This is a genomic window from Microcoleus sp. PH2017_35_SFW_U_B (genome assembly GCF_020737865.1).
Classification (GTDB): domain Bacteria; phylum Cyanobacteriota; class Cyanobacteriia; order Cyanobacteriales; family Microcoleaceae; genus Microcoleus.
In genome coordinates this window covers 127999-150716 of sequence record NZ_JAEQDE010000028.1, presented here as the reverse complement: position 1 = coordinate 150716, position 22718 = coordinate 127999, and the positions used below count along the sequence as shown (strand labels likewise).

The 22718-nt window shown below is 44.7% G+C and carries 6 protein-coding genes; all 6 read left to right on the top strand.

The features are described 5' to 3' along the window. Positions 1-277 precede the first annotated feature (277 nt). The 6 genes from JGK36_RS06520 to JGK36_RS06495 all read left to right on the top strand — a co-directional run bounded on the left by JGK36_RS06520 (position 278) and on the right by JGK36_RS06495 (position 22672). Positions 278-3448 (top strand): EAL domain-containing protein, encoded by a 3171-nt coding sequence (locus JGK36_RS06520; protein ID WP_293179898.1) that lies wholly within the window; start codon positions 278-280, stop codon positions 3446-3448. A 126-nt stretch (positions 3449-3574) separates the two neighbouring features. Further along, the gene (locus JGK36_RS06515) at positions 3575-5164 is read left to right on the top strand and encodes a glycoside hydrolase family 57 protein (protein ID WP_293179901.1); all 1590 of its coding nucleotides are present in this window, start codon (positions 3575-3577) and stop codon (positions 5162-5164) included. Between the two features lie 973 nt (positions 5165-6137). Beyond that, entirely contained in the window at positions 6138-11810 is a 5673-nt protein-coding gene (locus JGK36_RS06510; protein WP_293196955.1) for an ATP-binding sensor histidine kinase, read from the top strand. 453 nt (positions 11811-12263) lie between these two features. Further along, positions 12264-17744: a non-ribosomal peptide synthetase gene (locus JGK36_RS06505; protein ID WP_293196954.1), complete on the top strand. Its 5481-nt coding sequence runs from the start codon at positions 12264-12266 to the stop codon at positions 17742-17744. Between the two features lie 259 nt (positions 17745-18003). Further along, positions 18004-21852, top strand: coding sequence for a beta-ketoacyl synthase N-terminal-like domain-containing protein (locus JGK36_RS06500; protein WP_293196953.1), 3849 nt, complete (start codon positions 18004-18006; stop codon positions 21850-21852). 229 nt (positions 21853-22081) lie between these two features. After that, complete coding sequence (locus tag JGK36_RS06495; protein WP_293179913.1) at positions 22082-22672, top strand: transposase; 591 nt, start codon at positions 22082-22084, stop codon at positions 22670-22672. Positions 22673-22718: the final 46 nt, after the last annotated feature.

Here is a 22718-nt window from a genome sequence, read left to right as displayed (position 1 = left end):
ATTCATTACCTATTACCAGACATACGTCACTCTTCGCCTTCGATGCTATAGTAGTTCTTAATTTATAATTGAAAACTATTATACAGTTCAATAAGTAACAGTCGGTTCTGCCAGCCCTCCGTTGCACGTGCTAAATCAATGTCATCAAAACATCATTAATATTGCTAAAGCATTAAAAATCTAACTAAAAACAGTGATACAAACTTAACTATACTCAATTTAATAAATGAAATCTAGCCCAAAAACGAACAACAAATTTAATACTCCACAATACCGTATGTTAGATAGAACTCAGACAAACTATTTACTAAAAACAGTATCAGAATCAACGTTAAAATTGTTGATTGTCGAAGACATGGCGGAAGATCTGGAATTAATAGTGCTCGCGTTAGAAGCGGGGGGAGTAAATTTTAACTACGATACTGCCGAAACAGCAACAGAATGCAGACAACTGATCCACAATTGCAAGTACGACGCAGTGCTGTCAGATTACCGCCTCCCTGGGTTTAACGGTTTAGAAGTGTTGAAATTAATGCAGGAATTAGGGCAAGAAATACCATTTATTTTAGTAACGGGAAGTTTGGGAGAAGAAGCGGCAGTTGAGTGCATCAAAGCCGGCATGAACGATTTTGTATTAAAAGGGCGGCTGTTTAGGCTGCCAACAGTATTAGAACGATCGCTCCAAGAATACAAAATGCGCCGCCAGCAACAATTCGCGATCGCCCAAATTCAGCGGCAAGCGACTCGTGAGGCGATCGTCAACCGCATCATCCAAGCCATGCGCGAAACCCTGGTACTCGACGAAGTGCTGCAAACTACCGCAGATCAACTGCACGAATCTCTCGAAATCAGCGGCTGCGCGATCTTGCAGCCAGATGCTGAAGGCAGGATTGTAGTCCGCCATATCAGCAAAGCCGCAGAGAAACAAGGACTCATCGGGCTAAATTGCACATTTGCCCAACACTACCAAACCGAACTCGCGGCAGGAGAAGCCGTCGTCATCGAAGAGTTATCGGGCCTGTGCCCGTCCCTGCAAGCATCAGCAGAGTTTGTAGGGTTTCGCACCGTCACGATCGCACCGCTGCTTTACCGTCAGTCATTTTTGGGAGGAATTAGTATCTATCAGTGCGATCGCGATCGCTATTGGAGCGCCGAAGAACTGTCGCTACTCAAAGCGATCGCAGATCAATGTGCGATCGCAATCCACCAAGCCGAACTCTACCAACAAGCCCAAACCGAACTCGCAGAACGCAAACGCGCTGAAGCCGAAGTCCGCGGCATCCAGCAACAGCTAGCCACAATGGCAGCCAACATTCCCGGTTCAGTCTACCGCGCCGTGCTGCATCCAGACGGCACAACCTCCATGCCCTACATTAGTCCGGGGGTGCGCGAACTTACTGGGATCGGGCCAGAAGAAGCAATGGCGTACCCCGAACAGTTGACCAAAATCATCCATCCCGATGACAAAAGTTCCTATGACAGCAGCGTCGCAGCATCGAGTGCCAGTCTGTTGCCCTGCGATCGCCAGTACCGGATCCTGTTGAATTCAGGCCAAGTCAAGTGGGTGCAAGACAGCGCCAGATTTTCCAAAAACAAAAACGGGGACATCATTATAGACGGAGTAGCCCTTGATATCAGCGGACGCAAACAGGCAGAATCAGCCCTCAGACAAAGCGAACAGCGATTTCGATCGCTGATTGAAAACGCCACAGACATCACGATCATTCTCGACGCCGAGGGCATATTCCGCTACATCAGCCCTTCCGTCAAGCGAATTTTAGGCTACGCGCCCCACCAGGCGATCGGGCGCAGCGCCCTAGGGACTGTTCATCCCGACGACTGCGCCGCGATCGCCCAAACCCTCCACAAAGCCATTGAAAACCCCAAAACAAGCCAGTGCCCCCTGGAGTATAGAGTGCTCCACCGCAACGGTTCCTGGTGTTATGTAGAAGCTGTAGCCACAAATTTACTGCACGATCCGGCAGTCAAGGGCATCGTGATCAACTGCCACGACATCACTCAGCGCAAACTCGCCGAAGCACAATTGCTGCACGACGCTTTTCACGATGCCCTTACCGGATTGCCCAACCGATCGCTATTTAGCGATCGGCTGGAACACGCTCTGAGGCTAGCAAAACGGCGCAAAGACTACTTATTTGCCGTGCTGTTTCTCGATTTAGATCGATTTAAAGTAGTCAACGATTCCCTCGGCCATGCGATCGGCGATCAACTGCTAGTTGCGATCGCGCAGCGTCTAACAGCTTGTCTCAGAGTCGGAGATACAGTGGCCCGCCTCGGAGGAGACGAATTTGTGCTGTTACTCGAAGACATCGACGGCGTAAATGAAGCTACCAACATAGTCAACCGCTTGCAAAAGACAATCACCTCCCCCATCCTGCTAGACGGACACGAAGTCTTTATCACCGCCAGCATCGGCATTGCATTGAGCTCCGGCGAATACGAGGAACCGACAAGCCTGCTACGCGACGCCGATACAGCCATGTACCGCGCCAAAGAACTCGGCAGAGCCCGACACGAAGTTTTCAATAGTTCCATGCACGCCCACGCTTTGAAGCTGTTGCAGTTAGAAAATGACCTGCGACGGGCGATCGAATCAATTAGAGACCCCGCTAGAGAAGAAGACTCTCCGCAATCAGCCCGATCGGGCTTACCTCCCTTATCCCCAACACCCCAGTTTATCATTCACTACCAGCCGATTATGTCGATCGCCCATAACACAATTATCGGTTTTGAGGCCCTGGTGCGGTGGCAGCATCCTGAACGAGGCTTAGTTTCGCCCAACGAATTTATTCCCATAGCCGAAGAAACCGGATTGATCGTACCGCTGGGCCGCTGGGTACTCCGCACAGCTTGCCAGCAAATCCGCCAGTGGCAGCAGCTATTTCAAAATAACCCGCCCTTAAGCGTCAGCGTCAACCTGTCAGTCAAACAGTTTTCTCAGCCAGATTTAATCGAATATATCGATCGAGTTCTCGAAGAAAGTCACCTCGACGGCAACAGTTTAAAGCTAGAAATTACCGAAAGCGTACTCATAGAAAATTCCGAATCAGTCACAGCCATGCTGGTGCAGCTTAGAGCCCGAAACATACACCTGTGCATCGACGACTTCGGCACCGGCTATTCATCACTCTCCTACCTGCACCGCTTCCCCACCAATACCTTAAAAATAGACCGATCCTTTGTCAGCAGGATGGGAGGCGACTTCGACCTCGGCAAAGGAGGCATCGACCCCACAGAAATTGTGCGATCGATCGTGACTTTATCCCACAATTTAGGAATGGATGTAGTAGCAGAAGGAGTCGAAGAAGCCTCGCAACTATCGATACTCAAAGGATTAAAATGCGAGTTCGCCCAGGGATTCTTTTTCTCAAAGCCAGTAGACTCTCAAACAGCAGCAGTCTTAATCCAGCAGCAAGCACAAAATTAGAATTTGCGAAGATTTAGTCTGTCACACAAAGGTCATTAAAAAAACACTGAACTTTGTGGATCCCATTTCGGCATAAAATCTTAAAATATTTTAAAGCTGTCCCTAACTGGCGTCATCCAAATCATTATGGCTATTGGCTACCTCGCCCTCGTTCTCCACGCCCACCTGCCCTTTGTCCGCCACCCCGAAAGCGACTACGTTTTAGAAGAAGAATGGCTGTTTGAGGCGATCGCCGAAACCTACATTCCCCTGCTGCAAGTCTTTGAAGGGCTAAAGCGCGACGGCATCGACTTTAAAATTACCATGAGCATGACACCGCCCTTGGTAGCCATGCTGCGCGACCCCTTGCTGCAAGACCGTTTCGACGACCACTTAGCAAAACTCGAAGAACTAGCCGAACTCGAAATTGAACACAACAGCGACAACGGTCACGTTAGGTACTTAGCCGAACATTACACCGCCCACTTCTCCCAAGTTCGGAATTATTGGGAAAAGTTCGATCGAGATTTAGTCAAAGCCTTCAAACAATTTCAAGACAGCAACAACCTTGAAATCATGACCTGCGGGGCCACCCACGGCTACCTACCGCTGATGAAAATGTACCCCGAAGCAGTTTGGGCGCAAATACAAGTAGCCTGCGAAAGCTACGAACAAAACTTCGGCCGCCGCCCAAAAGGCATTTGGCTGCCCGAATGCGCCTACTACGAAGGCTTAGAGAGGATGTTAGCCGACGCCGGCCTCCGCTACTTCCTCACAGACGGTCACGGCATCCTCTACGCCCGCCCGCGTCCCCGCTACGGTAGCTACGCCCCAATTTTCACCGAATGCGGAGTAGCAGCATTCGGTCGGGATCACGAATCATCCCAGCAAGTTTGGTCATCCGAAGTCGGCTATCCGGGCGCCGCCGAATACCGCGAATTTTACAAAGATTTAGGTTGGGAAGCCGAATACGACTACATCAAACCCTACATCATGCCCAACGGCCAGCGCAAAAACACCGGGATTAAATATCACAAAATCACCGGTCGCGGATTGGGTTTAGGCGACAAACAGTTATACGATCCGTATTGGGCGCGGGAAAAAGCAGCCGAACACGCCAGCAACTTTGCCTTTAATCGCGAACGCCAAGTCGAGCACCTCAACGGCATCATGCAGCGTCCTCCGATTATCGTTTCACCTTACGACGCCGAACTTTTCGGTCACTGGTGGTACGAAGGGCCTTGGTTCTTAGACTACCTGTTCCGCAAGAGTTGGTACGACCAAAATACCTACGAAATGACGCACTTAGCCGATTATTTGCGCGGAAATCCGACTCAGCAAGTATGCCGTCCGTCCCAGTCTAGCTGGGGTTTCCGGGGTTTCCACGAATATTGGCTAAACGATACCAATGCTTGGATTTACCCGCACTTGCACAAAGCCGCGGAACGGATGATTGAATTGGGAAACATGGAAGCAGAGGATGAGTTGCAGTTGCGGGCTTTGAATCAGGCTGCGCGGGAAGTGTTGTTAGCTCAATCGTCTGACTGGGCGTTTATCATGCGTACAGGGACGATGGTGCCCTATGCAGTGCGGCGGACGCGATCGCACTTAATGCGCTTCCACAAGCTGTACGATGAAGTCAAAGAAGGCAAAGTCGATTCCGGCTGGTTGGAGAAGGTTCAGGAGATAGACAACATCTTCCCCGAGATCAATTATCGCGTTTATCGATCGCTTTAAGCAAACTTCGAGCTAATTTCCCGCATAAAAAAACCCGCCAGTGCGGGTTTTTTTATTAAGTCTTAATTTACCCGCTCGTAGTAAGTCCTAGGGTGCGCCGCCATCAACAATATGTCGAGCAAATCGAACCATATAGTAGCAACGCACCATGTCAGGGGTGGCTTAACTAATATCATTTCTCTCAATTAGGACTTACGCACTGGTGGTCTGAAACCGGATTTTTTTACAAAAATTATTCTCTAGAGGCACAACTTTTGGGGAAAAACCTGTTTACTCGATCTAAAATGCGTAATTAGTGTCAATTTTTGATACTAAAAAATTAGTTTTAAGTGTGTTTACTCAACTATTTTTCAGGTGCATCGCTGCTCAAAAAGTCGATTTTTATTGAAGATTTTTTATGTATCGGCACCCTAGGGCTTCAGACTACGTTTATCAACGTTAATCAGCCGTTTCCCTATCCATCAAAAAATTATGGGCGTTGCTGAATTTAGGTATGATTCAGTCGCTTAGGCAATCTCGGAAATGAGCGAGTAGGGGCAATTCATGAATTGCCCCTACTCGCTCATTTCCGAGGCAAATCATACTCCAAATCAGGAACGCCTAATTTTGTTCTCTAATTATACCGCGAATTTAGGAATACCAATTTGCTTACTTGTTCAGACGAAAAGAACATCAGGTTTGAGCGAACCAACTATACAATAAACAATCCTAATTTTTTATTGGTATTTAGAGGGTGGCAAAACTTGCGATCGCTTTTGGTAGTAGCAATAAAATGAAAATCATGTGGAAATTACGGATTCTAATCAGACCCCAAGTACGTTAAGATAATTTGTATCACAAACATAGTCAACCAAAAAACTCCCAAAAAGCTCCCAAAAAGCTCTCAGATATTGTGTAAAAAAGCACACTTTTAGATTGACTGTGGTATATTATAACATAATTCACTCACTAGATTTAATTTAACTAAATGCTTATGAGTATTAAGATTAACTACCAATTAATAGAAAAAATTAACCAAGGTTTGAATACAGTAGTTTATCGGGCTCAGAGGAAGCAAGATCGACAAGCTGTAATCATCAAAATTTTGAGAGCAGAATATCCTAATCTCGAAGAGATTATGCAATTGAGACATGAATACGAACTCTCTAGAAATCTCAATTTAGAAGGTATTGTCAAGCCCTACGGATTAGAAAATCATCGCAATGGTCTGGCATTGATATTAGAAGATTCAAAAGGAGAAGCACTCAAAAACTTTTTGAGCATTCACAAGCTTAAACTAAAAGATTTTTTATCAATCGCTATTCAGTTAGCAGATACTCTGGGTAAGCTGCATGACAACCAAATTATTCATAAAGATATTAAACCAACAAATATCATCATCCATCCTGCCACCCTCCAAGTAAAAATTACTGACTTTAGTATTGCTACGCGATTGTCTAGATCGACCCAAACACTCAGCCATCCCAATTTACTAGAAGGCACAATTGCCTATATGTCACCAGAGCAAACTGGGCGGATGAATCGCTCAATTGACTACCGCACAGACTTCTACTCTTTAGGTATCACATTCTATGAAATGATGTGCGGTGAAGTGCCATTTAAAGCTACAGATCCAATGGAATTAGTTCACTGCCATATCGCTAAACAGCCTGTATCGCCCTGGAAGATTATATGTGCAAAAGAGCAAAATAGGCAAGTAGAAATTAGCAGCAATCACTCCAAATCTCAAATTCAAAATGGCGAGATTCTCAAAGCAATTTCTGACATTGTGATGAAATTAATAGCCAAGACTGCTGAAGATAGATATCAAAGTGGTTATGGCCTCAAGGCCGATCTAGAACAATGTCTAAATCAATTGCAGCAAAGTGGAAAAAATTGTAACTTTATTCCGGGCAAGTGTGATAAATCAGGTCATTTTCTGATCCCCCAAAAACTGTACGGACGAGAAACGCAAGTAGCCAATCTAATGGATGCTTTTGATAGAGTTAGTGCTGGAACAGCCGAGATGATGCTAGTTTCCGGTTACTCAGGAATAGGTAAATCATGCTTAGTTTATGAAATCCACAAACCCATTGTCAGAGCAAGGGGTTATTTTATCGCTGGTAAGTTCGATCAATTTAAACGCAATATTCCCTATGGAGCCTTGATTCAAGCTTTTGAAGAACTAATTCGACAATTGTTAACAGAAAGTTCTGAAAAAATAAATTTTTGGAAACAGGAGATTTTAAATAATTTAGGTCAAAATACTAGAGTCATAATTGACGTTATTCCCGAATTACAATTAATTGTTGGCGAGCAACCCGAAGTTACTCAACTAGGGGCAAGCGAATCACAAAACCGTTTCAATCATGTTTTTCAACAATTCATTCATATTTTTACCCAAAAAGCACATCCCCTAGTATTATTTTTAGATGATTTGCAGTGGGCAGATTCTGCTTCTTTGAAATTGATTCATGTGCTGCTAACTGACCGAGATAGCAAATATTTATTCGTGATTGGAGCATATCGAAATAACGAAGTCAGCCCAGCTCATCCGTTAATGCAGACCTTAGATAGTATTTATTCATCTGGATCGATCGTCAATAATATCATCCTTCAACCGTTGACATTTAATACCGTCAGTCAATTAGTTGCTGATACTTTGGGTGAAAGCTTCTTATCAGCAGCATCTCCTCTGACTTGCTTGTTCGATCAACAAGAACAACTTGAGGAAGAAAGTTTACTTGTAGGAAACGATGGATATGAAACACAAAGATGGCAATTACTAGCTGAGCTAGTTTTCAATAAAACTCAAGGAAATCCCTTTTTCTTAACTCAGCTACTCACTACCCTTTACGCAGAAAAGCTGTTGACATTCGACTTCAGCATTGGCAGATGGCAGTGGGACATGGGACAGATTCAAACTGTAGGAATCGCCGATTATAATGTCGTAGAACTCATCGCCAGAAACATTGAAAAACTACCTTCAGATACCCAGAAAGTTTTAAAGTTAGCAGCTTGTATTGGGAATCGATTTGATTTGGATGTTTTGGCAATAGTCAATGAAAAATCTATATCAGAAACGGCATCTGCTTTATGGGAGGGGCTTCAGACTGGTCTAATTTTGCCTTTGGGAGAAAGTGCTTGCAAAATACCGTTACTGTGCCAGAGTAATGAGTCCTTGGTAGTAGCCAATACTCAAGGAACCCAATTAGAAATTAATAATTACAAAGTTTCCTACAGATTTTTGCATGACCGAGTGCAGCAAGCAGCATATTCTCTGATTCCTACTGAGCAGCAAAAAGCTACGCACCTGAAAATTGGTCAACTCTTGTTACAGAATATGAATCCAGACATCCTAGAAGACAATATCTTTGATATTGTTAACCAGCTAAATGTCGGAGTGGAATTCCTTACCGAGCAAGAAGAAAAATATAACCTGGCTCACTTAAATTTAATAGCTGGTCGGAAAGCCAAAGCAGCGTCAGCTTATGAAGCTGCTGTCACACAACTAAGAGTAGGGTTAAAACTCTTAGCAGAAAACAGTTGGCAGACCAACTACAATCTGACACTATCACTCTATGTAGAAGCCGTAGAAGCGGAATATCTTAATACCAATTACGAAAGGTCAGCAACCCTGGCTGAAGTTGTTTTGCAAAAAGCAAACACTCTGCTCGAAAGAGTGAAGGTATACGAGCTCCAAATCCAGTTTTATATGGCTCAAAATCAGATGTTAAAAGCCATTGATACGGGTCTGCAAGTATTGGATATGCTGGGTGTTTCCTTGTCAAATGAAGTGGGCGACGGGGGTTTTGTTTTTGAGTTACCAAAGCTCAGCGACTTAGAAAATATCCCAGAAATGACAGACCCCTACAAAATAGCGGCTTTAAGGATAATGACATCCCTTGTTTCTCCTGCTGTCGCTGCTAATCCCGAAATTTTGCCCCTGCTTATAGTGAGCTTGGTTAAAATCTGCCTGGAACACGGCAACTCCCCTCTTAGTGCTGTTGCGTATGTTTCTTATAGTGTAATACTGTGTTCGGCAATCGGGGATATAGATGCCGGATATCATGCAGGCAACTTGGCTTTAAAGTTGTTGGATAAATTTAATGCGAACTCGCTTATATGTAAAGTACATCAAATATTTTATGGTTTGGTTATACATTGGAAAGCGCATAGTAAAGAAGCGTTGTTACCCTTACTATCTGGGCTACAAAGTGGACTGGAAACTGGAGATATAGAATATGCTGGTTATTGTATTACTGTTTATTGCGCGAGCATATTTTTGACGGGGGAGCGATTAGACATTGTAGATCATAAGCAAAGACAATATCTTGATTTGGCAATCAAGCTAAAACAAGACTATTCAATCTACTACATCAAAATATTCCACCAAATGACGCTAAATCTTGAAGATAGAAGTGGAGAAAAATGTCAGTTGATTGGCGAAAGTTTTAATGAAACACAAATGCTGCCTGTTTTTATTGAAAGTAACAATCGAACTTTGCTATATGTTTCCTATCTTGCCAAAACAATTCTTTCTTATCTATTTAAAGAACCTAAGAATGCTATTGCCAGCGCCAGTTTAGGCGCAGAACACGCAGGTAACGTCATGGGTATGGTAGTTTCTGCTCCTCATAACTTCTATTATTCCCTTGCTCTACTCGCTGTTTATCCTCAAGTTTCTCAGGCCGAACAACAACAATATATGAGCTTGGTAGAAGCTAATCAACAACAAATGCAGAAATGGGCATTCCATGCCCCCTTTAACTTCCAGCATAAGTACGAACTTGTGGAGGCCGAAAAAGCAAGGATTCAAGGGCAAATTGTAGAATCAATGGACTATTATGACCGAGCTATAACGGGAGCTAAAGAACAAGGATACATTCAGGAAGAAGCACTAGCTTCAGAACTAGCGGCAGAGTTTTATTTATCCCTGGGCAGAGACAAGTTTGCTCAAATTTATCTGACACAGGCTTACTATGGATATATTCGTTGGGGAGCCAATGCCAAAGTTAAAGATTTAGAGTCTAGATATCCTTTGGTATTTTCCGAGATTCTAAAGCGAGAATCCATAGGCCTAGAGATTAATAGGACAACAACATCGGTCGCAGGAGGAAATTCGGCGGTATTGGATTTGTCTACTGTCAACAAAGCATCTCTAGCCTTGGCTGAGGAAATAGTGCTGGATAAGTTGCTGAATAAGTTACTTAAAATTGTGATGGAAAATGCCGGAGCTACAAGTAGCTGCCTGATTCTAGAAAAAGATGGAAAGCTTTTGATAGAAGCTACAGGTGTTGTGGATAGTGATGCGGTTGTATTGTATTCAGACTCACCATTTGAAACAAGTGACAATCTTCCTGTTTCTATGATTAATTATGTTCGCATTGCCAAAGAAAATATCGCATTAAATGATGCAGCAGTTTCAGGAATATTTATCAACGATCCTTACATCATCAAAACCAAGCCGAAGTCAATCTTGTCTATGCCTCTTATTAATCAAGGCAAACTAATTGGAATTATTTATTTAGAAAATAATCTGACAGTAGGTGCCTTTACAACGGAGAGGCTGGAATTGTTGAAGATACTTTCTTCACAGATAGCTATCTCCCTTAAAAATGCGATGCTCTATGGTAAATTGGAAGCCGCAACTCAAAAATTGAAAACAGCCAACGAGCAATTAGACGATTACAACCAAAGGCTGGAACAGAAAGTCGAAGCAAGGACGCTGGAGTTACAAGAAAAAAATAGACTTTTGAGAGAACAAGCAGTTGAGCTTGAACTTGCTTTACAGGAATTGCAAGCGACACAGACTCAACTAATTCAGACTGAAAAAATGTCAAGTCTGGGGCAATTGGTTGGTGGTATAGCTCACGAAATTAATAACCCGATTAACTTTATCTATGGCAATCTTACCCACTCTAGTGACTATGTCGATCACTTGCTGGGGTTGCTGAATCTTTACCAGCAGCAATTGCCTAATGCAACTCCTGAGATTCAAAACTATGCAGAAGATATTGATATCGAATTCATAATTTCAGATTTTCCTAGATTGATTGATTCGATGCAGGTAGGGGCAGAGCGCATTCGCCAGATTATCTTGTCGCTACGGAATTTCTCGCGCTTGGATGAGGCTCAAATGAAACCAGTAGATATCCATGAAGGGATCGATAGCACTCTGCTGCTGTTACAAAATCAGCTACAAGCCAGCACCTCAAAATTAGGTATTGAAATTGTTAAAGAGTATGGAAAATTGCCTAGGGTAGAGTGTTACCCCGGCTTTTTGAACCAAGTATTTATGAATATACTCAACAATGCGATTGATGCGATTGAAGAGTCATTTGCGGTTTGTCCCACAGTAGCTGCACAGAAAAAAGAATTTGTGACGCATAATAAAGGAAAAATTTGCATTCGCACCAGAGTCGTAAACCGTAATAAAGTGGAGATATCTATTGCGGACAATGGAGCGGGGATGACTGAGGAAGTATGTCGAAAAATTTTCGATCCTTTCTTTACTACGAAACCTGTGGGATCGGGTACTGGTTTGGGGTTAGCTATTAGCTATCAAATTGTGGTGGAAAAACATCAGGGGAGCTTAACTTGTATTTCAGCACGAGGTAAGGGAGCGGATTTCGTGATTGAGATTCCTATTCAGCAGAAAATTTAATAAGGAGAAGGTAGCAGGTATAATTTTTCTGAAAATTTGATAGTTAAAAATTATTCTATATTTTCGTCTTTCGATTATTGGCAATACCCTTTTTCAAGGGTTTTGCTACATCAGTCATGGATGCAAGTTTCACATTAAAGAAAGGTACGTTGTTGCGCTTGAGCGCTCTCATGTATCAACTAGAGCGCTCAAGCGCAACAACGTACCTAATTTTCGGACATTAGCGCTAAGTGAACCTTATAGAAATATAATAGGTGAGTTTAGGAATAGCAACTAAAATATAACGATGCCAGTGACTAGGTTTATGGGCTTGTATAAAGGGGTTTAACCCCTTATGTATGACGGCATTTTTGTTAATAATTTAAGCCTTTTGGCTGGATCAGCTTAACTCAGCAATAGTTACGAAAACAAAGAAAAAAAAACTCTGTATACCTCGATATAAGGAAAAATAAAATGTTAGATAATTTCCCGGATAGGTGCATTCACGAACTATTTGAGTTCCAAGTAGAGCGATCGCCTGATGCCATTGCCGTAATTTTTGAAGGGAAGCAGCTAACTTATCAGGACTTAAACTCTCAAGCTAACCAGTTGGCACATTATCTGAAGACTGTGGGTGTTGGGCCAGAGGTATTGGTGGCAGCCTGTGTGGAGCGATCGCTGGAGATGGTTGTAGGTCTATTAGGTATTCTGAAAGCAGGGGGAGCTTATGTACCGCTAGATCCGCATTATCCGGCAAATAGACTGGCATTTATGTTGGAACATTCTCAAACGCCAGTGTTGCTTACACAACAGCATTTAGTCGAGTCTCTTCCCTCGCATCAAGCGCGTGTCATCTGTTTGGATGGGAATTTAGAAACTGTCGATCGCTCCAGAGAGGAAAATCCAGACAGTGGGGTGACATCGGATAATTTAGCTTATGTGATTTACACATCCGGCTCAACTGGTCAACCGAAGGGAGTAGCGATCGAGCATCGGGGTGCTGTCAACACTCTACTCGATATCAACCAACGCTTTGAAGTGGGAGCGGGCGATCGGGTCTTAGCTCTATCTTCCCTGAGCTTTGACCTATCGGTATATGATATTTTCGGCTTGCTGGCAGCAGGAGGAACTGTTGTAATCCCTCAAGTATCAGCAACGCCAGATCCCGCTCACTGGGTCGATTTGATAGTGCAAGCACAAGTCACTATCTGGAACTCTGCACCGGCATTGATGCAGATGCTGGTAGATTATGCCGCTGTTCATAGCAAAGATTTATCTTCGTCTCTGCGATTAGTCCTTCTCAGCGGCGATTGGATACCTTTGACTTTGCCAGATCAAATCAAAAATTTAGTTTCTAGGTGGGTGTCGGAAAGTTTAGATTTAGATATTGAACCTCAGTTGAGTAGGGCGGGCGTCCAGCCCGGCCAGTGCCTTGATTCAAGCTCTCAGCTAGACGAATCTTTAATCCCTGCTGTCATCGGCTTAGGAGGTGCAACGGAGGCTTCTATCTGGTCGATTTTATATCCCATCGAAACAATAGACCCCACCTGGAAAAGTATCCCTTACGGTGGGTCAATGACCAACCAGCATTTTTATGTGCTCGACGAAGCGATGGAACCATGTCAAGAGGGAGTAGTAGGAGAGCTTTATATTGGGGGAATTGGTCTAGCCCGATGCTATTGGCGAGATGAGGAAAAGACTAGCAAACGCTTCATCACTCATCCCCATACAGGCGATCGGCTTTACTGTACGGGCGATTTGGGCAGCTATCTGCCGGATGGCAATATCGAGTTTATAGGCCGCATCGACCACCAAGTGAAAATTCGCGGTTTCCGCATTGAACTAGGCGAGATTGAAGCGGTGCTGGGACAACACCCCGACGTGCAGGTAGCAGTGGTAGCAGCACAAGAAGATGTCCCCGGACAGAAGCGCTCGATCGCCGCTTATGTTGTTTCCAAGGTCACCGCAGAACGAATACCCTTTAAAAGCGAGTGTTTAGCAGAATTTGATGGCGATCGCTCAGTTAAGTTAGAAACAGAAGACATATCGATCAGTGGGATTGGCGCGATCGGAGTGCCAGATAATTGGTCAAAAGGTAAACGCCTGCACTTGCGCCTCGTGCTACCGGGAGATACCGAAGAGCGATGTTTTGAGGGAACTGTCGCTTGGTGTCAAGGAAATCAGGCAGGAATTGAGTTATCTCTCACAGCGAGTGAAAAAGCTGTGATTCAGCAGAGTATGGACTACCTCCTAGAAACTCAAGGCTTCTTAAAATTTTTGCAACGCACGACAGCGGGCAAGTTGCGTAACTTCCTGAAAGATAAGTTGCCAGACTATATGGTGCCTTCCAGCTTTGTGTTCCTGAAAACCATGCCGCTCACGCCCAACGGCAAAATAGACCGTCAGAAGCTACTAGCGCCTGCCATTAAAATTCCCGAACTAGGACAAGATTATGTGGCACCTCAAACTCCTGTGGAAGATGTGGTGGCAGGAATCTGGGCCGAAGTTCTGGGACTAGAGCGAGTGGGTATTCGCGACAATTTCTTAGAATTGGGAGGTCACTCTCTGGTAGTCACGCAGATTGCAACTCGAATCCGAGACACTTTCCAGGTAGAGTTACCTTTGCGTACCTTGTTTGAGTCTGCCACAGTCGCCGATCTGGCTCGCAATCTGGAAATCGCCAGTCAAAAATCTCCAACACCCCAGCCTTCCTCGATTCAACCGATTTCGCGGCATCGGGACTTACCTCTATCCTTCAGCCAGCAACAACTGTGGTTTTTATGTCAACTGGCTCCCGATCTACCTTTTTATAACGAACCGATTACCATTCGCCTACCTGGTTCCGTCAACATTGCTGCTCTGGAGCGCAGCATCAACGAAATCATCAAGCGTCACGAAATTTTGCGAACGACCTTTGCTGTCGTGGATGGGCAGCCAGTGATGGTGATTCAAGATGCCTTTAATTTCATCCTGCCAGTGGTGAATATTGGGGAATTGCCAGAGGCAGAACGGGAGTCTGAAGCATTGCGGCTGGGAACTTTGGAAGCGCAGCAGCCTTTTGACCTTACCCAAGGGCCACTGCTGCGGGGTACTCTCATGCGGTTGGGCGAGGCTGATTACAGGTTGTTCCTGACCATACACCACATCGCGATCGATGGTGTTTCTTTGTACAGCTTGTTTATGAAGGAACTGGCGACACTCTACAGCGCCTTTTCTTTGGGCGGGCGATCGCCCCTGCCAGAACTGCCGGTTCAGTTTGCGGACTTTGCCTATTGGCAACGGCAATGGCTACAGCCAGAGGTGCTGGAAAACCAACTGAGATACTGGAAACAGCAACTAGCGAATCTGTCAACGCTGCAACTGCCCACAGATCGATCGCGATCGCCAATCCAAACTTTTCGGGGTGCAAGGCAATGTCTAGCGCTACCTCAAACTTTGAGCGAGGCGATCGCGAAATTGAGTCAGAAAGAAGGCGTTACCCTCTACATGACACTGCTGGCAGCGTTCAAAACCTTGCTCTATCGCTACACGGGGCAGACCGATATTGTTGTAGGCACTGTCACCGCAGGACGCAACCAGCCCGAGATTCAGCAGCTAATTGGGTGCTTCGTCAACACTTTGGTACTGCGTACCGATTTCAAGGACAACCCTACTTTCCGGCAGTTGCTCGAAAGGATGCGGGAAGTGACTTTGGAAGCATTTGCTTGCCAAGATGTGCCTTTTGAGAAGTTGGTAGAAGCACTGCAACCGGAGCGAAATTTGGGTCAAAACCCGCTGTTCCAAGTTGCTTTTGTTCTCCAACCCCCAATGTCAGGCGTTAATTCGATTCTGAATTGGAGCCAGTTAGATATTGATACCGAAACGGCAAAGTTTGATTTAACCCTGGAATTACAGGAGACATCCGAGGGCATAGTCGGTCGTTTTGAGTACAGCATAGATTTGTTTAATGCTGACACGATCGATCGGATGGTTGGACATTTCCAAACCCTGCTGGAAGGAATCGTCTCTAACCCAGAGCAAAAAATCTCAGAATTACCCCTTTTAACTGAGTGGGAACGGCAGCAGTTAGTAGCGTGGAATAATACCGCAACCGATTACCCTCAAAATGCGTGCATACACCAGTTGTTTGAAGAGCAGGTAGAGCGATCGCCAGATGCTATTGCCCTAGTATTTGAAGACCAACAACTTACCTATAAAGAGCTGAACCAACGAGCAAACCAGTTAGCGCATTATCTGGGCAAATTAGGTGTCACCGCTGAAGTAATGGTGGGAATTTGTGTAGAGCGTTCCTTGGAGATGGTAGTGGGACTGCTGGGTATTCTCAAAGCTGGCGGGGCTTATGTACCACTAGATCCAGCTTATCCGCCAGAGCGTTTGGCCTTGATGTTAGAAGATGCCCAAGTACCAGTGCTGCTGACTCAGAGGCGGTTAGTTGAATCTCTTCCCAAACACCAAGCGCGAGTTGTCTGTCTGGACACAGATTGGGAAATTATTGAGCGACAGAGTGAGGAAAATCCTGAATGCAGCTTAACCTCTGAGAACCTGGCTTATGTGATTTACACTTCCGGGTCTACAGGGAAGCCAAAAGGCGTACTTGTCGGGCATCGAGGACTATGCAACCTGGCTATAGCACAGATTCAGATATTCGACGTACAACCGAACAGCAGAGTTCTCCAATTTGCTTCCTTGAGCTTTGATGTTGCAACTTCCGATTGGGTTATTGCCTTGTGTTCGGGAGCAACTCTCTGTATCGCAATCAATAATGCTCTTTTGGCAGGTTCTGATTTGATTGAGGTATTGCGCGATCGAGCTATTACCCACATTGAATTACCAGTAGCAGTCTTGGGAGTTGTTCCTTTTGAAGAGCTTTCTACATTGCAAACAATTATTGTTGGGGGAGAAACTGTTTCCGTCGATGTTGTGGCTAAGTGGGCACCGGGTCGTCGATTCTTTAACGCTTATGGGCCGACCGAATCCACCGTTTGTGCAACGATCGCCGAATGTACCGATAGTCAAGAGCCGCCGTCCATCGGTCGCCCGATCGCCAATACGCAAGTTTATCTGTTGGATGCCCATTTGCAGCTTGTGCCGATCGGCATTCCCGGAGAAATCTATATTGGCGGTGCTGGTTTAGCGCGGGGCTACCTCAACCGACCTGAACTAACTGCGGAACGCTTTATTCCCAACCCCTTTAGCAACGAACCGGGTTCTCGCCTCTATAAAACAGGCGACTTAGCTCGCTACTTACCCGATGGCAATATCGAATTTCTAGGCCGCATCGATCACCAAGTAAAAATTCGGGGCTTCCGCATCGAATTAGGAGAAATTGAGGCGGTATTAAGCCAACACCCAGATGTGCAGGAGTCTCTAGTTATCAGCCGCTCCGATGTCTCCGGCAACCAGCGCTTAGTCGCTTATATTATTTCCAACCTCGGACTAGAACACACAGATTTCGGCAGTTGGCGAAACTTTTTGAAGCAAAAACTGCCCGACTATATGGTGCCTTCCAGCTTTGTATTTTTGCCTAATTTCCCACTTACACCCAATGGCAAAGTAGACCGTAAGGCACTGCCTGAACCTGAGGCTATTAACCCAGAGTTGTCAGCAACTTATGTGGCTCCTCAAACTGAGATAGAACAAAATATCGCTACTGTTTGGCAACAGCTATTACACTTGGAAAAAGTAGGTGTAGATGATAATTTCTTCGATTTAGGAGGTCATTCATTATTGATGGCTCAGGCTCACAGCCAACTGCGCGAAGTGGTGGACAGAGATGTGTCAATCGTTGAAATGTTTAAATATCCAACCATCAGCTCTTTGGCTAAATATTTAAGTGAGGAGGCTGCGGAACAATCCTCTGTTGGGTCAAGTCAAGAGCGGATCAAAAAACAAAAAGATGCCATGAACAGCCAAAAGCAAAAACAAGCGCTAAAGGGAAAGAATAAAAATCGATAACTCTAAATTTTCCAAATGAGGTACGTAGTTGCGCTCTTAGGTACGTAGTTGCGCTTCAGCGCTCCGGAAGGAGGCTCAAGCCCAACAACATACCATCCCGAAAGAGGGCTCAAGCCCAACAACATACCATCCTCAAAGAGGGCTAAAGCCCAACAACATACCTAAGAGGGCTAAAGCCCAACAACGTACCTAAGAGGGCTAAAGCCCAACAACGTACCTAATCAATTGTCCAAAGTATTGTTACCAGGAAAGAATCAAAATGGATAACTCTGAAAAAACCACCCAATCTTCTCTAGAAGGTATCGCGATCGTCGGCATGGCAGGTCGCTTTCCTGGCGCGAAAAATGTTGATGAGTTTTGGCAAAACCTGCGTGATGGTGTTGAATCTATTTCTTTCTTCTCCGAACAAGAACTAGAATCTTTCGGGATTGACGAGTCAGTCGTGCGCGATCCTCGCTATGTAAAAGCCAGAGCGGTACTAGCAGATATTGAGTTGTTTGATGCTTCATTCTTTGGGTTGAATCCTAGAGAAGCTGAAATCACAGATCCACAACACCGCTTTTTCTTGGAATCGGCTTGGCAGGCTCTAGAAAATGCGGGCTACAACTCGGAAACTTACGAAGGTGCGATTGGGGTTTACGCAGGTGCAGGGAGTTTCAATACTTATTTTTTGAATAACCTTTATCCGAATCGTCAGCTTAGAGAATCTGTGGGAGATTTCCAACTTACGATCGCCAATGAGAAAGATTTTTTGTCAACTCGCGTTTCTTATAAATTAAACTTGAAGGGGCCGAGTGTTACTGTCCAAACAGCCTGTTCAACTTCATTAGTTGCGATCGGCATGGCTTGCCAAAGTTTGCTAAATTACCAATGCGATATGGCTTTGGCTGGTGGCGTTTCTATAGGCGTCAATCAAAAGACAGGCTATTTTTATAAAGAGGGCATGATTCTTTCTCCAGACGGGCACTGTAGGGCTTTTGATGCTAATGCACAGGGAACTGTTAGCGGTAGCGGTGTGGGAATTGTGGTTTTGAAAAGATTAGAGGAGGCGATCGCAGATGGAGATTATATTCATGCGGTAATCAAAGGTTGCGCTATTAATAACGATGGTGCTCTGAAAGTTGGCTACACAGCTCCTAGTATAGACGGTCAGGCGCAGGCGATCGCAGATGCCTTAGCAATAGCCGAGATTCCCCCTGAAACCGTCAGCTATATAGAAGCTCACGGAACTGGAACACCCCTCGGCGATCCGATCGAAATCGCTGCGCTGACGCAAGCTTTCTCTGTGGATACTAAGAAAAAAGGCTTTTGTGCGATCGGTTCGGCCAAAACCAATATCGGACATTTAGATACTGCGGCTGGTGTTGCTGGCTTAATCAAAACTGTCCAGGCTCTCAAACACCAGCTAATACCCCCTAGCTTGCATTTTGAACAGCCAAATCCTAAGATTGATTTTGCCAACAGTCCTTTTTATGTCAATACCCAACTTTCCGAATGGAAAGCAGGTAAATCACCCCGTCGTGCTGGAGTTAGTTCTTTTGGCATTGGTGGAACTAATGCTCATGTAGTTCTTGAAGAAGCGCCTATTGCAGAAGCATCAGGAGAATCTCGCCCATCGCAACTATTAGTTTTGTCGGCAAAAAGTAGCTCTGCACTTAATAGTGCTACTGCCAACTTAAGCAAGTATTTGCAACAAAATACCGAGGTAAATTTGGCTGATGTGGCTTACACGCTGCAAGTCGGTCGAAAGGCTTTTAATCATCGACGCATAGTGGTTTGCAATGACAGTCAAGATGGTTTTACAGCCCTTGAGAATCTCGATCCAAAACGAGTTTTTACCAACTTCCCAGAGTCCAAAAATCCACCTGTCGTATTTATGTTTTCAGGACAGGGTTCGCAGTACATCAATATGAGCTTGGAGGTTTACCAAGTTGAACCAACATTTCGCGAACAGATCGATCTATGTTCGGAAATTCTGAAACCTTACTTGGGCATTGACTTGCGCCACGTACTTTATCCAAGCGCAGCAGAAGCAGAAGCAGCTACCAACCAACTAACACAGACTGCGATCGCACAACCTGCACTATTTGCGATCGAATATGCTTTAGCTAAATTGTGGATGTCTTGGGGAGTGCATCCTCAAGCAATGATTGGTCATAGCATTGGCGAATATGTAGCAGCTTGTTTGGCTGGCGTGTTCTCCTTGGAAGAGGGCTTATCCTTGGTAGCTGCACGAGGTAAATTGATGCAACAACTGCCTGCTGGTTCCATGCTTGCAGTGCCACTTACAGAACAGCAAGTCAAACCCTTACTCGGCAATAAGCTGGATCTAGCTGCGATCAATGGAGCATCTCTAAGCGTGATTTCAGGTGCCATCGATGCCGTAGATGAATTGGAACAAAAACTAAAAGAAAAAGGTATAGAGGGTCGCAGGTTGCACACCTCCCATGCCTTTCATTCACAAATGATGGAGCCAATTTTAGAGCCATTTACCGAACAGGTGAAAAAAGTCAAGCTCAAATCACCAAAAATTCCCTACATATCCAATGTTACTGGGAATTGGATTACAGCGGGGGAGGCGACAAGCCCCGGTTATTATGGTCAACACCTGCGTCAAACAGTAAGGTTTGCAGAGGGTTTACAACAGCTATTAAACCAGCCCAATCAAATATTGCTAGAAGTGGGTCCCGGACGGACATTGAACACGCTAGCAAAACAACATCACAATAAGCCTTCTGAACAGATTATACTTTCTTCATTGCGCCATCCGCAAGACCAAAAATCAGATGTAGCTTTCTTACTTACTACATTGGGTCAGCTTTGGCTAGGAGGAGTACAAATAGATTGGTCTCAATTTTATGCTGATGAGCAGCGTTATCGTCTCCCATTGCCAACCTATCCCTTTGAGCGCCAACGTTACTGGATTGAACCACCAGGAATCGAGCAACCGATTAAAATTGGATCTTTGTCCGATGACAATTCCCCAAATGTAGATTCAGCACAACTCCATTCTCGGCCGAATCTACAAAATACTTATAGTGTTCCTAGAGATGAAATTGAGCAAACTATTGCTACGATATGGCAAGAATTTCTAGGGATTGAACAAGTGGGAATTGATGATGATTTTTTTGATTTAGGGGGGGATTCATTATTAGCAGTTCAACTAATAACTAAGTTAAACGAAAAACTGCAAAAAAACTTGTCTCCCCACAGCCTGTTACAATCATCAACTATTGCAGCTTTGGCTGAATTAATTAAAGATGATTCCGGGTTGTCTGCGAGCGATAATCAGCAATCCCAGTCAGCTTCGGAGTCCTTATTAGTGGAGATTCGGCGGGGGAGTTTGAAACAACCTTTGTTTTTAGTGCATCCGGTAGGCGGACACGTTTACATTTATCGGGATTTGGCACGTTATCTCGGTTCAGAGCGGCCTATTGTGGGAATACAAGCACCTGCTTCGGTTGATGAAACAGATGCCTGTACTACAGTTGAGGAAATGGGAACTCGCTATATCGAAGCTTTGCAGATTCGCCAACCTGAAGGGCCCTATTTCCTAGGAGGTTCTTCCTTTGGTGGCACAGTTGCTTTTGAGATGGCGCAACAACTGAATGCGATCGGTCAAAAAGTAGCATTGCTAACTCTGATAGATACTCCTGGCCCCGGTCAAATGCCTGTTTTAGAGACAGAAGATGATACAGCAATTCTGGTTTATATACTAGGTGTTGGTTTCGATCTGTCTCTTTCTTTGGATGTCCTCCAACAGCTTGAGCAAGATGAGCAACTTCTCTACTTTTTAGAGCAAGTAAAGATTGCTAATAGGGTAGTTCCTCCCGATTTTGGATTGCCTGAGATTCGTCACTTTCTTCATCTGTTTAAAGTACACGGTCAAGCTATGCGAAATTACATCCCTCAAGCTTATCCGGGTCGAATTATCTTTTTTCGTGCTAGCGAACAAAATGAAGTTAATCCTAAAAATCCTGAATTGCCATGGATTGAGGTGGCTGGGGGAGGGATAGAGGTTCGAGAGGTGCCGGGAAATCATATTACTATGAATTACCCTCCTCATGTTCAGGTTATGGCCCAACAACTTAGAGAATATATTGATTAGGTACTGATTAGGTACGTTTTAGGTACGTTGTTGGGCTTTAGCCCTCTTTCAGAGCTCTGAAGCACAACTACGAGCCTTTCGGAGCGCTGAAGCGCAACTACGTACCTTTCGGAGCGCTGAAGCGCAACTACGTACCTTTTGGAGCGCTGAAGCGCAACTACGTACCTTTCGGAGCGCTGAAGCGCAACTACGTACCTTTTAGAGCGCTGAAGCGCAACTACTTACCTTTATGTATGAATATCGGAAATTAACTTTAGAAGAACGGGTGCAACTTGTTAATGAAAGGTTGGCTAAGGGATATCCTGCTCATTCTCCACCTCATCCAGTGCGAGATTTTGAATTTTATCATCTTACAGTTAGTTGTTTTGAGCATAAATCTCGGATTAATACTCAGGAACGCCGTCACCAACTTTTAGATTCAATTTTTGAGAAGTTTATTTCCGATGGTATCGAAATTAATGCTTGGGTAGTTTTACCGAATCATTATCATCTCTTAGTCCATCATGTTAATATGCCACAATTAAGTGTGCTATTTCGTTCGATTCATGGCCCCTTGGCTCGACAATGGAATCTTGAGGATCGTGTTACAGGTAAAGTGTGGTGTTCATTTAGCGATCGCGCTATTCGTTCCGAAAGGCATTATTATACAACTATTAATTACATCAATTACAATCCTGTCAAACATGGCTGGGCAAAATCTCCTTATGATTGGTCAGCAAGTAGCGTACATTGGTATTTAGAGTATCAAGGAAGAGAGTGGCTAAGAAGTGCATGGACAGAATATCCGGTAAGAGATTATGGAAAAGGATGGGATGATTAAGGTAGGTAGTTAAAGGTACGTAGTTGCGCTTCAGCGCTCTTAGGGT

Coding starts and splice junctions, on each gene's coding strand:
- JGK36_RS06505 (WP_293196954.1), top strand. CDS start 12,264: ATGTTAGATAATTTCCCGGATAGGTGCATTCACGAACTATTTGAGTTC.
- JGK36_RS06495 (WP_293179913.1), top strand. CDS start 22,082: ATGTATGAATATCGGAAATTAACTTTAGAAGAACGGGTGCAACTTGTT.
- JGK36_RS06510 (WP_293196955.1), top strand. CDS start 6,138: ATGAGTATTAAGATTAACTACCAATTAATAGAAAAAATTAACCAAGGT.
- JGK36_RS06515 (WP_293179901.1), top strand. CDS start 3,575: ATGGCTATTGGCTACCTCGCCCTCGTTCTCCACGCCCACCTGCCCTTT.
- JGK36_RS06520 (WP_293179898.1), top strand. CDS start 278: ATGTTAGATAGAACTCAGACAAACTATTTACTAAAAACAGTATCAGAA.
- JGK36_RS06500 (WP_293196953.1), top strand. CDS start 18,004: ATGGATAACTCTGAAAAAACCACCCAATCTTCTCTAGAAGGTATCGCG.